Source organism: Bartonella sp. MU70NMGDW, assembly GCF_042194085.1.
GTDB classification, from domain to species: domain Bacteria; phylum Pseudomonadota; class Alphaproteobacteria; order Rhizobiales; family Rhizobiaceae; genus Bartonella; species Bartonella grahamii.
Genome location: NZ_JBHIMK010000001.1, coordinates 1 through 13,851 on the forward strand (window position 1 = coordinate 1; position 13,851 = coordinate 13,851).

The window sequence follows — 13,851 nt, forward strand, 5'->3', positions numbered from 1 at the left end:
AAAACGAAAGACGACCCGAAAAAAAACTGTAAAACACCGTAAATACTCTAGTAGTATTGTTATAACACTTCTTCTTATAATTTTTCATTTTATTTTTTGGATAGCAAAAACTCTTTATTTCTATACACGAAAAAATACTTTATTTTTTGTTGGATCTCTTCTTTTTAGCATTAGTTTTTTATTTATTTCATTTAATGCTTTATTTTCGCAAATGACAACGCATCAAAATATTTTAACTCAAATGAAATTTTCCTCCGTTCAAAGTATAGGAAAGAGCTCTACTTTATTGGAAAAAGAAGCAAAATCACAAGAACTCTCTCGTGTAACTTCTCTACATTCTCCAAGTCATCACCATACAAATTCACCTTTACCTCCTCAATCAGCAAGCATGCTGGAAAAGCAAAAAGAACTAGCAAAATTAGGACTTTATGATGGACCTTTAGATGGACTGGAAGGACCTAAAACACGCCGTGCCATCACTTTATGGAAACAACAAGCTGCTCAGAGAATGCAAAAGAATGTTCTATCTAATCCCGCAACAGATGAAATTGCGATATTAATTAAGCAGAGCGAAATAGAAACAAAAAATATGACGCACTTAAAAGAAGCTATTTCAGAGCCTTCTGTCGAAGATATTATACAAGTGCAAAAAGCTTTACATATTTTTGGGAATGAAGAGGTTATTGTCACAGGAATAGAAGATCAAAAGACGATAGAAGCCTTAAAACAATTTCAAAAAATGTTTGATCTTCCTGTAACAGGTAAAATTAATCACACAATTTTAATGAAAATGCGTGAAATTGGTTTATTAAATTGAAGCTAATCATCTATACTATAAAAATAATCTCTTAATTTATAATGATAATTCATCTTTCGCTTGTTTAATGCCCTCAAACATTCCTTCATCTCAAGCCCTCTTATATTCAATCGATCAGAATGGTTTTCTTACACATTACATATTGAGCCATACAACTTGCTGTAAGAAAACCACAACCGATTGCAGAAAAAAGAAATATTGCAAAATAGCAAACGCGGTCGTTCTAGAATTTTTATTGCTTCTGATGATAAAAGGACACGAAATTTTTGTAGTATCACGTAAACCTTTCATATTATCGAGCCACTAATTGTCCATATCTTATCGTCAATTTGATCTTTATAAATATGATGCAAAGAATTTGTGCAAACATCTGTAAGGATAAGTAGACGTAAAGCTAGTTGTATTATGGTTGTTGTTTCGCAAAGTGTCTGATAAAAAATCGGCAATTCTCTCCAATCTATTGCTGGAAAGTTTTGTGTTTTATGACGTTGTTTTCTAAGAGAACGTGTGCTTTTGGTGTCGCCTATAAATTAACATCTAAACCTAACGCAGCAGCATGTTTGAAGCAAATGTTAAGACAGTTTAGTACTTTCTCAACTGCTATAGCTTTTGTATGCCAAATAGGAGGCAAGGGCATTACGTATCTCTGTTTGTATACTCTCTGAAACAGAGAGACAGTCTAATTTGGGAAGAATATGAAATTTTAAGGGTAGAAACCAATTTTTCATCTTTGCCATTTCCTTTTAATTCAGCTTTACGACTTTTAAAGACATCTAAAGCAATGTCTTTAAAATAATGGAGATTACCTATTGCCTCATGCTTTTTTTAGCTCGTATCTTTTTGGGCCCACGCCTCCTCACGTAAAACAAAATGTCCTAAACGGAATATATGTGGATTGCCATTCACGGGCTTTCTTAAAAAAACATTTCTAAAGCACCCAAGCCCATTTCGCAACAACGGCCCGTGAATAATAATAGCAACCCCACTTGTGCGCTATCATCTTTATGCTTGTGACGAAGCAAGCCGGGCACCATTACAACACTATACCTACCTTCAATTTGTGACAGCTCTTGACACTTGAGATGATTCATAAGAAGCATATCCTTGCTTTATTTTTATTCACAGACGCTAATTCCGCCTGTAACATGCAAAAAACATGGTTTTGATTGATTCATTATAAAAGAAGTTGAAATGATAAATTATCATTATAAATCAACATATTGTATAACTTTGATATTCCTTCATAAATGTAAAAATGGTAGTGCATAGTAGAGTTTATATACTTTGGGAAGATTTTTATAAACTTACGGGAAATTTTACACAATCCCCATTCCACGAATGTCAATGTGAAATGGGGCATCCACTGAGAAATGTCTATCTCAAACAGCATGATGTGCAAAAAAATGCATTTGTTTGGAGCATTCTATTTTGCGTGAGGAATTCATTCCCCTATAAAAAAGCAAACGTGTAAATTGACTGCACAATAACACATTTCTCTCTATCAAGAGGTTCGTCAATAGAAAGTGTATTAATAATACATCTTTGTCTATCCTGCTTCATATTTTCTCTCATAAACTTCTCAAAAAAACACTTTCTCGTGTAACATAACTTATCGTGCATTTTAGAAGCACTTTATTTCCTTTATTAAAGAAAATAAAAGAATATATAAAAATTTATTTTAGTAATAACTATACAACAAAAAAATATTAACCCATTATACCCTTTTTTGCTATTGCGGCTTGAGCTGCTGCTAAACGAGCAATTGGTACTCGAAAAGGAGAACACGAAACATAATCTAGGTTATTTTCTTCACATAAAGCAATAGAGGCAGGATCGCCTCCATGTTCACCGCAAATTCCCAATTTTATTTTTGCACGCTTTGATCGTCCACGCTGTGCAGCAATGGTAATAAGTTCTCCTACTCCATCACGGTCAATAGACACGAAAGGATCTTGCTCTAAAAGACCTTTTTGAAAATAGGTTGCCAAAAAAGGAGCAGCATCATCACGGGAAATCCCAAAAGTAGTTTGTGTCAAATCGTTTGTTCCAAATGAAAAAAATTCAGCAGTTTCAGCAATTTCATCTGCTCGAAGCGCCGCCCTTGGAAGCTCAATCATCGTCCCAACCATATATTGAATAGTGCTTCCCTTTTCTTTCATCACTTCCTCAGCAACCTGATCAATACGCGCTTTTACAAAATCAAGTTCAGATTTAAGCGCAACAAGTGGCACCATAATTTCAAGCATAACAGGAGATCCAGATTTTTGGGCAGCTTCTGCTGCTGCTTCAAAAATCGCCCGCGCTTGCATTTCTGCAATTTCAGGATAAGTAATAGCTAAACGGCATCCACGTAATCCAAGCATAGGATTAAATTCGTGCAACTGCTGAGCCCGTTCAGCAAGAACTTCAGCAGAAACACCCATAGCTGTTGCAACATCAAGAATTTCTGCTTTCGTTTTAGGTAAAAATTCATGTAATGGTGGATCTAGCAAGCGGATAGTAACAGGTAAACCACACATAATTTCAAATAATTCAATAAAATCTGAACGCTGCATTGGCAAAAGCTTATCTAGTGCTTTACGACGACCATTTTCATCATGGCTTAAAATCATTTCACGCATGGCCACGATACGTTCATCAGAAAAAAACATATGCTCCGTACGGCAAAGACCTATACCCTCAGCCCCAAAAGAGCGCCCCATACGGGCATCAGATGGTGTATCAGCATTAGCGCGAACTCTTATACGTCGCATCCCATCAGCCCATTCCATTAATTTTGCAAAGTCTCCGCAAAGCTGAGGCTGCAACATTGCAACTTTCCCTTTGAAAATTTCTCCACTTCCACCATCAATTGTGATAACATCACCTTTTTTAAAGCTTTCTCCTGAAGCAAACAGCGTATTTGTGTTATAATCAATCCGCACACTGCCAGCACCAGAAATACATGGTTTTCCCATCCCCCGCGCAACAACAGCAGCGTGACTTGTCATACCGCCACGCGTTGTTAAAATTCCTTCCGCAGCATGCATACCATGAATATCTTCTGGGCTTGTTTCTATACGGACCAAAATAACTTTGCGACCTTCTGCCGACACAGTTTCTGCCTCTTCTGAAGTAAAAACAATTTCACCAGTTGCGGCTCCAGGAGAAGCAGGTAAACCACGTCCTATAACAAAACGTTCTGCTTTGGGATCAAGTGTTGGATGCAAAAGTTGGTCAAGCGACTTTGCATCAATACGCATCACAGCCTCTTCACGGTTTATTAACCCCTCCTCAACCATTTCAATTGCTATCTTGAGAGCCGCACGAGCCGTGCGTTTTCCTGAACGAGTCTGAAGCATCCATAATTTACCTTTTTCAATGGTAAATTCGAGATCTTGCATATCCCGATAATGCTGCTCAAGCTTCTGCGCTATCTGACATAATTTCAAAAAAGCCTCAGGCATAATTTTTTCTAATGACGGCCTATTTGAGCCAGCAACAATACGCGCATTTTCTGTAATATTTTGAGGCGTTCGAATGCCCGCCACAACATCTTCCCCTTGCGCATTAACTAAAAATTCACCATAAAGCTCTTTTTTCCCTGTTGATGGATTGCGTGTAAAAGCAACACCTGTTGCCGAATCTTCACCCATGTTGCCAAAAACCATAGCTTGCACATTAACTGCCGTTCCCCAACTTTCAGGAATATTATGTAAACGGCGATAGGTAACTGCACGTGCTGTCATCCAACTTGAAAAAACGGCTCCAATTGCTCCCCATAACTGCTGTTCAGGATTTTGTGGAAAAGGTTTTCCTAATTTTTCTTCAACATATGCTTTATAAGAAGTAATAATGTTCTTCCAATCATCTGCTGTCATTTCTGTATCAATAGTGTAACCATTGCGTACTTTTGCTTCATCAAGAATTTCTTCAAAATACGAATGATCTAATCCCAAAACAACGTTAGAATACATTTGGATAAAACGCCGATAACTATCATAAGCAAAACGTTCATTATTAGCTTGTAAAGCAATGGCTTTTACAGTCTCATCATTCATGCCAAGGTTAAGCACTGTATCCATCATCCCTGGCATAGAAGCCCTAGCTCCTGAACGAACAGAAAGCAAAAGTGGCTTTTGCTCACTTCCAAATTCACGTCCTGTTTGTTCACCAACGCGTTTTAGTGCTTTCTTAACAGATTCCTGTAGCTCTTCTGGATATGATTTGTCATGGGCATAATAAAAATTACAAACTTCTGTTGTCAGCGTAAATCCGGGTGGTACGGGTAAACCAAGATTACTCATTTCTGCCAAATTAGCCCCTTTACCTCCGAGAAGGTTACGCTCACTTGCACTTCCTTCTGCCTTTCCATCTCCAAAACTATAAACCCATTTTTTCACTGTACAAATCCTCCCATATCAGCATCAAAACATCATTCAACCTAGGCTCACTTAAAAGCAATGATTTGATTCAAAATCGGCTTAACAAAAAATATTGCTTCATAAATGCATACTATTAATCCTTCCAAAAGCGATAATGACAAAAAGTATCACTATCCATCTTCTGGAAGATTAAGATTCATTTTTTAAGAAAACTATCAATCACCGAAAAAAAGTCTTCTACTTTCATAGCACCTTCATATTTACTACCATTAATAAAGAAAGTAGGCGTTGCTGTAACACCAAGCTCTTTACCACGCTCAAAGGATGCATTCACTTCATCTAAAATGGCTTGATTTTTCAAACATGCAGTAAAACTTTCATCTGTAAAACCAGCCATTAAGCCAATTTTTTTCAATGGTGTTAGAGCATCTTTTCCGAAAGCCCATTCATTTTGTTTTTGAAATAAAACTTCTATCAAAGGAAAATAGCGATCTTCTGGTGCACACCGTGCCAACATAAAACCTGCTGTTGCCCGAGGATCAAAAGCATAATCGCGGAAAATCAGTTTTACTTTTCCTGTTTTGATATATTTTTTACGAATTTGAGGAAGTATATCATTATAAAAATGCGCACAATGGGCACATGTCAACGAAGCATACTCAACAATGATGACCGGTGCATCCGCCTCTCCCTCAAAGCGATCCTTTACTTTATCCGATTGGAGAAGCTCTTCCATATCAACAGTTGCCACTGGTTTTGGATCACGCGCTAAAGCAACTGTTACACTGTTTTGTACAATCGTTATGAAGAGAAAAATTATCCCGAAAGATAAAAAAGAACGATATTTTACCATAAATAATACTTTTCTGTTGTTATTAACGAATAAGAATCCAATGCTTTCTCATATATTAAAGAAAAATATATAAAATATCTTTCTATTTATTATTTTTTTCCAAGAAAATGCAACAGCCAAGTTTATAAAGTGATTGGCGCAAGCTTTTATCTTCAATTCCTTCAAGCATTTCTCCCACGCATTTTTTGTCTTGTTCACTCAAAGATGATTTTAGAGGCAAGTGATTCATAAAAACCGACATACTCCTTTGCTCAATCTTGATGCGATCAATAGCAATATAGCCAAAAAATCCGTTAATTCTATGAAGTAACTCCTCTGTTTCATGCATCAATTTTAACGCAGCAAATCCTTCACATGCGACAACAAGTGTTGCTGGCTGAAAAACATCATCTTGATCTGCACGACGTTTCCAAATAATTTTAAGCGGCATTGTATGTTCACTGATATCATAGCCCGCAATTTGTGGCCAATGTTCTATAAGCGCTACATTAAGCCCTGTCCGTTTGCGTAAAACTGGATCAAGTATTTTGTATACCGTCTCAGAAAGAGAATAAAAGATATGTTTTTTAAGTTGTTTTCTCATTTTTAGATCATTGTTCAATCGCTTACTAAATTAAAATCATTTGTTTCATCTAAAAATTATTGCCTCCTCAATTTATGAAATATCAACAAAATAAATAATTTTTTCTTTTGCATTTTATATCTTCCTATGCTTGAAAACAATCATGTATGAAATTTCTTCGCACCTCCTTGCTTGGTACGATCAAAATCACAGACATCTCCCATGGCGGATTACCCCCGAAAAGCAAAAACAAGGTATCCGTCCTGATCCTTATCAAGTTTGGCTTTCTGAAATCATGCTTCAACAAACAACCGTTGAAACAGTTAAGCCTTATTTTAAAAAGTTTCTGAAACTATGGCCTGATCTTTCCTCTTTAGCAAAAGCCTCACAAGATGACATCATGAAAGCATGGGCTGGACTTGGTTATTATTCACGCGCACGTAATCTTAAAAAATGTGCGCAACAACTTGTTGAAAACTACGCAGGACAATTTCCACAATCTGTAAAAGAATTGCGAACTCTAGCCGGTATTGGAGATTATACTGCCGCAGCCATTGCTTCAATTGCTTTTAATCACCCTGTAGCAGTGGTTGATGGTAATGTCGAACGTGTGGTAGCGCGCCTTTTTGCTATCACTTCAATATTACAAAAAGCAAAAGTTGAAATTAAAGAAAAAACACAAAAAATTACTGCTTTAAATCGTCCTGGTGACTTTGCTCAAGCAATGATGGATTTAGGAGCAACAGTTTGTACTCCACGCAAACCATCTTGTTATACCTGCCCTCTTCAATGTTTATGTAAAGCAGCAAAGACGCAACAACCGGAATCTTTTCCAGTCAAAGCCCCTAAAAAAGAACGCCCTTCAAAAACAGGTATTGCTTTTGTGGCTCTTAATAAAAAGAGACAAATTTATTTGGAAAAACGACAGACGCAAAAGCTCCTTGGTGGAATGACCCAAATTCCTAACAATATTGGCATAAACAACGAAAATGGGCTCCAAAACGCACCCTTTACTGCCAATTGGCAATTCAAAGGACAAATTACGCATGTTTTTACTCACTTTTCTCTAAAACTCGATGTTTACTATACTGAGGATGTTCATGAAATGAATTGTGAAAATGGTTGGTGGTGTAACATTCAACATCTTGCCGAAGAAGCACTACCTACTGTTATGAAAAAAGCCATTTCTGTAGCACTTCCCAATTCTTTCAGATTTAAATAACCTTCCCTATTCGTAAAAATGTTTTCTAACAGAGACTTTTGTATCTCTAGCAACCATTTCTTAATCTGTAAAAGAAAAATTTAAAAAAATGAAATAACCAATTTTTCCTACAGATAAGAATTAAGGAGGGATAGAAAAGCTTAGATTTAAATTTCAGGATCTATCCTTTTTTCGCTTATGAAGGAGCAAATCCATACCATCATTATATTTACCAGTCCCCTAAAACAACCCTTGGCACTTGAAACGGTTCATAAAAGGTACTTTTAATTTTTTCTTTAACAATTTTTATTCACACGCCAACTCCGCTGATGACATGTAAGCAAGTAAATTTCATTGATTCAATATGGAACATGTTTGAAATGAAAAAATTTGACGATATTCCGAGGATAATTCAATATGAGTTGCGCTAAATTATCTTTATAAATAAATTACATCATACACACTTTACAGATGTACGTATTATCTCAAAAAAGCACTTAATTTTGAACTTCTGAATGAGCCTTTTAATTCTAGTCTTTCATTTTCATAAAATTATATTGAAATTTTACTGTTTTGGAACTCAAATTAGAACATAGAGTGAAAGTTTCTCATTTTAATTTCTTCTACAAGAAGCATAAAAATACTCGCTTGCCGCTTACAAGCGAGATTAGTGTATCAATAAAAAACATCTAAGAAAGGCATAAAACGGCTCCACCTCCATCTCAATCAAGATCAGGTACATTGGTGATCAACAGAATGAAGCAATCAGCTTAGTTCATAAAACACCCGTTTTTAACATTTGTGAACGTATGATCATTCTTAAATGATCTATGGACTTCAACCGTCCATTTTCCTCATAATACCAAAAAGTCCAACCATTACAACTCTGCGAATCTTGAGCCTTTCTTCCCATTGCGTGAATTGAACCCGCTTCACCACCATGCATAATCGTACCATCAGCTCTTACAATAGCAGATACTTGCTTCTTGCGATCATAAAGAACTTCTCCGGGATAGAGTAAACCTGCTTCAAGCAAACTGTTGAATGCTACGCGCGGTTCTGCTTTTTTTCTATCCAAAATCGCTAGTTCTGGTTGCGCTAAAGGTTTAACCGATGCAATTCTCTCACATGCTGCATCAATGTAGTCTTGCTCGCGTTCAATCCCAACAAAATCACGCCCTAAAAGCTTGGCAACAGCACCTGTTGTTCCCGAACCAAAAAACGGATCGAGAATAACATCACCAGGTTTACTAGAAGCCATAATAATACGCGCTAATAACGCTTGCGGTTTTTGTGTTGGATGTAATTTACGCCCTGAATCATCCTTTAAACGTTCAGCTCCAGTGCAGAGAGGGAAAAGCCAATCCGAACGCATTTGTAGATCTTCATTTGCCGCTTTTAAGGCATCATAATTAAATGTATACTTTTTATCTTTTTGATCTCGCACAGCCCAAATAAGCGTCTCATGAGCATTTTGAAAACGGCGCCCTCGAAAATTAGGCATCGGATTATTTTTGCGCCAAATAATATCATTAAGCATCCAAAAACCTAAATCTTGTAATGCCGTCCCAACTCGAAAAATATTATGGTAAGATCCGATAACCCAAAGTGTTCCGTTGGGTTTTAATACACGACGACAAGCAAGCAACCATGCGCGGGTAAAAGCATCATACGCAGCAAAACTCTCAAACTGATCCCATGCATCATCAACCGCATCAACAAGCGAATGATCTGGACGGTATAAAGCTCCGTCCAATTGCAAATTATAGGGTGGATCCGCAAAAATCATATCAACGGAATGTTTTGGAAGTTTTTCTAGAACTGAAACACAATCTCCTTTAAAAATTTTATTGCGCCATGGCATCTGTGAGGGAGTACGAAGAAAATCTTTTTGAAGCTGAATAACTGTCATGAAAAACCCAACAAAATTAACTGAATTTACCCTATAATCAACCAAAATAGTTTATAGGCCCGCATTACCAATCCATATTTACAAAATAGCGTAAACGTATCGTTAAAGTTCTACAAAATTGATAATTGTTTTTGTTTTTTTAAGTAAAAAAACTTTCATATGAATGAAACCTTATTTTTCTTTTTTTCAATGCACTGTTCCCATATCTTTTATTTCGTAAAAGAATTAAGAATCATTTTCAAAGCATATTTTTATGAAATAAGATCCTCTCAATATCGTTTTCATGAAAGTTGTCCATCTCATAACATGTAAAGGAATATCTTATGCCTCAGATAGATCTTATTATTTTTGATTGTGACGGAGTTCTCGTTGACTCTGAATATCTTGCAGCAAAAATTGGATCACAATTGCTCAAACAAACAGGATATGAAATATCACCCGAAGAATTGAGTGAGCGTTTTGCAGGGCTTATCTTTCGCGATATTCTTAAACACGTTGAACAGGAAACAGAAAAACCTATTTCTGCTCATCTCATAGATCAAATGACTAATATTTTTCGTACACAAATAAAAACTAAATTACGGGCTATTGATGATGTAAGAGAAGCAGTAGAAATTATTCAAACACGCTATCCCTACTGTATCTGCTCTAATGCAAAAAGCGTAGATATAAAAGAGATGCTCACCACGGTTGATCTCTATGACCTTTTTGAAGGTAAAATATTTTCAGCACCTGAAGTTGGAACAAAAAGAACGAAACCGGCCCCTGATATTTTCCTTTTTGCCGCACAACAATTACAGGCAGAGCCCCAAAACACTATCGTTATAGAAGATTCACTTCATGGTGTACACGCAGCCATAGCAGCAGGCATGCGTGTCATCGGCTTTACGGGAGGATCCCATAGCTATCTTGGTCACTCTAATGCACTTGCAGAAGCTGGCGCAGAAACAGTTATCGCAAAACATGCTCATTTAGGAGAAGTCTTAGAAGCAATGGCAGTATGGCGAGATCTATTATAAAAAATCTCTTGAATATATCAGTTTGTAAACTCTTGTAAGAAGCATTTTTATTCAAATGTCCTTCTCTTCTCGCTGCTCCTTTTATAATAACTTCAATAAATGCGTAATTCACAACACGGGTGAATTGTATCTCAATGTGAAGGAAAAAATATAGCACCTCGTTGAGCAATCATAAGTCAGTTAACCATTGCACGTGCTTTAAAAAAGCAAAAAACAGCGGTGCAAGCTCATAACAATCAAACCCTGCTTATCTATCTCAACTCCGATATCCACTCCCAACCTCAGCAGCCCATCCGGATAAATTATTATATTTGTCAAAAAAGGAATATTACGATGCCTTGCTCGATAAGATATGAAAATTGCTAGCCTTTTTCATCTGATCAAAAAAATCACACACTATAGTAAAATTGTAGGGTATGTGCGTATTGATTATGGAAAAAAATATTAAAATTCCCAGAATCTATGGAACACAAGAGTTTATTGAAAACAATAAAAGTGTCCTTGTTGAGTTAGAATGGCTTATATTTACTCAATCCAAATCTCGTAAACTTGTTGAAGGCTTATTTACTTTACTGCTTAAACAGTATTTAAACAGCATCAATTGGTACAACCTCCCTAAGATTACAAAAGATAAAAAGAATACATTCTTATGAAGATGTGCATTTTATAAAAAACATTTCATAGCAAGTAATTTACAGGCAAAAACATTGATTTATAATCATAATTTATCATTGTTCAAATTAAATGAAAAAACCGAATATTGTAAGATTCTCTCATTTCAAATCTGGATATGCTGAATTAAATAAAGAAAGAAAAATGCCTCTTAATAAATCATCTCAAGAGGCAAAGGTTGTAGCAACATTAGGAGCGAGCAAAGTGTATGGCGATGCCATCTTTCTTCTTTATAAACGTCAAAGATTCTGATGCCCTAAGAATTTTATATCATGGGGCTTTATCATCATATCTATAATTGTAAAATAGGCTTGAGTACCTTGAGACGGATTTCTTAAAAAAGCACATAAATATGAAACATATAATAACCTTAAACAACGTAAAGAGATACCAGTAGTTGCTCAAATTTTTCCGAAAGCACTTACATAGACTTTTTAAATAAGCAATGAAATCAGATCTTTTCAAAAGTAATCCAACTTTAGGAAAGACACCCCTTCTAAAAATAAAAGCGGATTTTCAGTTTGGAAAGAAGAAAATGTTAAAAATATTATCTAATGCCGATCTTTCAGCACTCATAAATGTGTCTGAATTGATATTCTTCTATACACTGCTTTACATCACAGTAATATGCTGTTCACATTGGTGAGACAAAGATAATATCATTTATCTCTATCCAATTCGAGCTCTACTTTATACTATGAGATAATTGTATATTTTTTAGTATCTATAAATGTATTTAAAAAATAATATTAATATCATTTTATAAAAATTATACGATGACCACATGTTATTTATATATAACACATAACAAAACAATTCATAAAATTTTAAAAAATATTTTTGTAATTATTATTGTTACTTTTTTACAATAATGTTTATAAAAAATTATATTTATATTTTTATATGTATTTTTATTATTGACTAAAAATACATATTGAAATATAAAAATTGTATATAGTGTGATATATATAAACATTATGTATATTTTCTTACATCTATAAATTAAAAATATTTGAGGTAAAGTTATGGTCAAAATATTTAAAAATTATATCTTAAGCATTTTTATAGCGAGCACTTTTTTTATTTCACAAACTGTAAATGTTAATGCAAACTATTTGAAAAACGATACTCCAAAAGAGGAACTTTCTGTTTTCCCAATGGAACAAGTAAAGTATGCAAAATCTGATGTAGTTTCTACGACTTCTTTCTATGTTCCATCTGTAAATTATCAAACAGAAAATGGAACAACAGGTCAAGGGAAAATTGAAAAGGTCGTTGAGCCTATGACTATAGGAGTGGGACTATTGTTTGCTGGATATGCAATGAGCTTTATAGGATCGATAATAAGTTGGATAAAGGACATAGTGTTAATGTTCAAATAATCCAGCCTCGTCTAGAACTCTAGAATAATAGCTTCATTGTGAATCTATTATTTGTTGTAAATAATTACATAATGAAGCTTCTCTTGATACAAGAGATAAATGTTGTAGATTATATCCAAATATCCAAAGTATAAATTTACGCATATATATATATTGAATATTATAAAATATTTGAGGTAAATTATGATTAAATTGTTAAAAAATCATATGTTAAGTATTTTCATTATGTCTGCCTTTTTTCTTTCACAGATTGTAAATGTGCATGCAAACTATTTGCAAAATAATACTCATCGTGAGAATATTTTTGTTTCTGCAATAGAGCAGAAAAGACAGGATGTAGTCCATACCGTTTCTCTCTATAGCCCCATTCTAAATCGTGGAGTGGATAATGAAACTACTCTTGAAGGAAAATTTGAAAAGGTCGTTGAACCTCTTACACTCGGAACCTTTGGTGTTGGGATGGCACTTGGATATGCATCAAGTACGATAGGCATGTTTTTAGCATGGATAATAGGTAAAATAATATCGTATTTTAAATCTCGTTAAAATTGAAATTTTATCAGAATAAAACCTTCTCATACGAAATATAAACTATGGATATATTTTGTATTTATCCATAGTTGATGACAAAAAACTAATGAATTATCACATTAAGAATGAAAAAGCTTTAAATGCTTCTGTTTCTCTCAATGTGCACTAATTCTGCCGATGCATCTATTCAATTCAATTCAATTTAAAATAAAAGTAAAAGTATTGGTGATAAATTATGATTAAAGTATTGAAAACTTACATATTAAATATTTTTATAGCAGTTGTTTTTTTGCTTTCACAAGTTATAAATGTTCATGCCAATCATTTGAAAAATGATATTCAATGGGAAACTGTCTCTCTAATAGAACAGGGAAAGAAAAAAGCTATCGATATAGCTTCTCTTTATGTCCCAAGTTTCACTCATGGAGCAAAAAGTGAAACTGCCATTGAAGGAAAATTTGAGAAAGTATTTGAACCAATTACGCTAGGAGTTTTTTCTACAGTAGGAGCTTTGGGTTTTGGATTCTTGACTGGATTT

General features: G+C 34.8%; 12 protein-coding genes. 8 read left to right on the forward strand and 4 right to left on the reverse strand.

Annotated elements, in window-relative coordinates; translation table 11 throughout:
• A partial coding sequence (locus ACFIKE_RS00005) for a peptidoglycan-binding protein (protein ID WP_375648090.1) occupies positions 1 to 817 on the forward strand: 817 nt, incomplete at its 5' end.
• A 1,706-nt stretch (positions 818 to 2,523) separates the two neighbouring features.
• Here ACFIKE_RS00005 and ppdK read toward each other — a convergent pair.
• The 3 genes from ppdK to ACFIKE_RS00020 all read right to left on the reverse strand — a co-directional run bounded on the left by ppdK (position 2,524) and on the right by ACFIKE_RS00020 (position 6,617).
• Positions 2,524 to 5,199 carry a pyruvate, phosphate dikinase gene (gene ppdK / locus ACFIKE_RS00010; protein WP_375648092.1) on the reverse strand — a complete coding sequence of 892 codons (2,676 nt, stop codon included), beginning with the start codon at positions 5,197 to 5,199 and terminating at the stop codon, positions 2,524 to 2,526.
• A gap of 178 nt (positions 5,200 to 5,377) precedes the next feature.
• The gene (locus ACFIKE_RS00015) at positions 5,378 to 6,034 is read right to left on the reverse strand and encodes a DsbA family protein (protein WP_375625108.1); all 657 of its coding nucleotides are present in this window, start codon (positions 6,032 to 6,034) and stop codon (positions 5,378 to 5,380) included.
• A gap of 82 nt (positions 6,035 to 6,116) precedes the next feature.
• Positions 6,117 to 6,617 (reverse strand): DUF721 domain-containing protein, encoded by a 501-nt coding sequence (locus ACFIKE_RS00020; RefSeq protein ID WP_375625109.1) that lies wholly within the window; start codon positions 6,615 to 6,617, stop codon positions 6,117 to 6,119.
• A 142-nt stretch (positions 6,618 to 6,759) separates the two neighbouring features.
• Between ACFIKE_RS00020 and mutY the strand changes: the two genes are divergently transcribed.
• Positions 6,760 to 7,818: an A/G-specific adenine glycosylase gene (gene mutY / locus ACFIKE_RS00025; RefSeq protein WP_273787922.1), complete on the forward strand. Its 1,059-nt coding sequence runs from the start codon at positions 6,760 to 6,762 to the stop codon at positions 7,816 to 7,818.
• Between the two features lie 754 nt (positions 7,819 to 8,572).
• On the opposite strand, the gene ACFIKE_RS00030 is transcribed toward mutY, so the two are convergent.
• Positions 8,573 to 9,661 carry a site-specific DNA-methyltransferase gene (locus ACFIKE_RS00030; RefSeq protein ID WP_375648120.1) on the reverse strand — a complete coding sequence of 363 codons (1,089 nt, stop codon included), beginning with the start codon at positions 9,659 to 9,661 and terminating at the stop codon, positions 8,573 to 8,575.
• Positions 9,662 to 10,032: 371 nt separating this feature from the next.
• Here ACFIKE_RS00030 and ACFIKE_RS00035 point away from each other — a divergent pair, with 371 nt between their 5' ends.
• The 6 genes from ACFIKE_RS00035 to ACFIKE_RS00060 all read left to right on the forward strand — a co-directional run.
• Positions 10,033 to 10,728, forward strand: a complete 696-nt coding sequence (locus ACFIKE_RS00035) for an HAD family hydrolase (RefSeq protein ID WP_375625723.1) — start codon at positions 10,033 to 10,035, stop codon at positions 10,726 to 10,728.
• A 431-nt stretch (positions 10,729 to 11,159) separates the two neighbouring features.
• Positions 11,160 to 11,381, forward strand: coding sequence for a hypothetical protein (locus ACFIKE_RS00040; protein WP_375648093.1), 222 nt, complete (start codon positions 11,160 to 11,162; stop codon positions 11,379 to 11,381).
• 91 nt (positions 11,382 to 11,472) lie between these two features.
• On the forward strand, positions 11,473 to 11,652 hold the full coding sequence (locus tag ACFIKE_RS00045; protein ID WP_375648094.1) for a hypothetical protein: 180 nt from the start codon (positions 11,473 to 11,475) through the stop codon (positions 11,650 to 11,652).
• 773 nt (positions 11,653 to 12,425) lie between these two features.
• Entirely contained in the window at positions 12,426 to 12,782 is a 357-nt protein-coding gene (locus ACFIKE_RS00050; protein WP_375648096.1) for a hypothetical protein, read from the forward strand.
• A 183-nt stretch (positions 12,783 to 12,965) separates the two neighbouring features.
• Entirely contained in the window at positions 12,966 to 13,328 is a 363-nt protein-coding gene (locus tag ACFIKE_RS00055) for a hypothetical protein (protein ID WP_375625113.1), read from the forward strand.
• A gap of 220 nt (positions 13,329 to 13,548) precedes the next feature.
• Positions 13,549 to 13,851, forward strand: a 303-nt coding sequence (locus ACFIKE_RS00060; RefSeq protein WP_375648097.1) for a hypothetical protein, incomplete at its 3' end; no start/stop codon positions are given.

What these genes read in the sequence shown, in the direction of transcription:
- ACFIKE_RS00015 (WP_375625108.1), bottom strand. Translation starts at nt 6,034, where the DNA reads ATGGTAAAATATCGTTCTTTTTTATCTTTCGGGATAATTTTTCTCTTC.
- ACFIKE_RS00020 (WP_375625109.1), bottom strand. Translation starts at nt 6,617, where the DNA reads ATGAGAAAACAACTTAAAAAACATATCTTTTATTCTCTTTCTGAGACG.
- mutY (WP_273787922.1), top strand. Translation starts at nt 6,760, where the DNA reads ATGTATGAAATTTCTTCGCACCTCCTTGCTTGGTACGATCAAAATCAC.
- ACFIKE_RS00030 (WP_375648120.1), bottom strand. Translation starts at nt 9,661, where the DNA reads ATGCCATGGCGCAATAAAATTTTTAAAGGAGATTGTGTTTCAGTTCTA.
- ACFIKE_RS00035 (WP_375625723.1), top strand. Translation starts at nt 10,033, where the DNA reads ATGCCTCAGATAGATCTTATTATTTTTGATTGTGACGGAGTTCTCGTT.
- ACFIKE_RS00040 (WP_375648093.1), top strand. Translation starts at nt 11,160, where the DNA reads ATGGAAAAAAATATTAAAATTCCCAGAATCTATGGAACACAAGAGTTT.
- ACFIKE_RS00045 (WP_375648094.1), top strand. Translation starts at nt 11,473, where the DNA reads ATGAAAAAACCGAATATTGTAAGATTCTCTCATTTCAAATCTGGATAT.
- ACFIKE_RS00050 (WP_375648096.1), top strand. Translation starts at nt 12,426, where the DNA reads ATGGTCAAAATATTTAAAAATTATATCTTAAGCATTTTTATAGCGAGC.
- ACFIKE_RS00055 (WP_375625113.1), top strand. Translation starts at nt 12,966, where the DNA reads ATGATTAAATTGTTAAAAAATCATATGTTAAGTATTTTCATTATGTCT.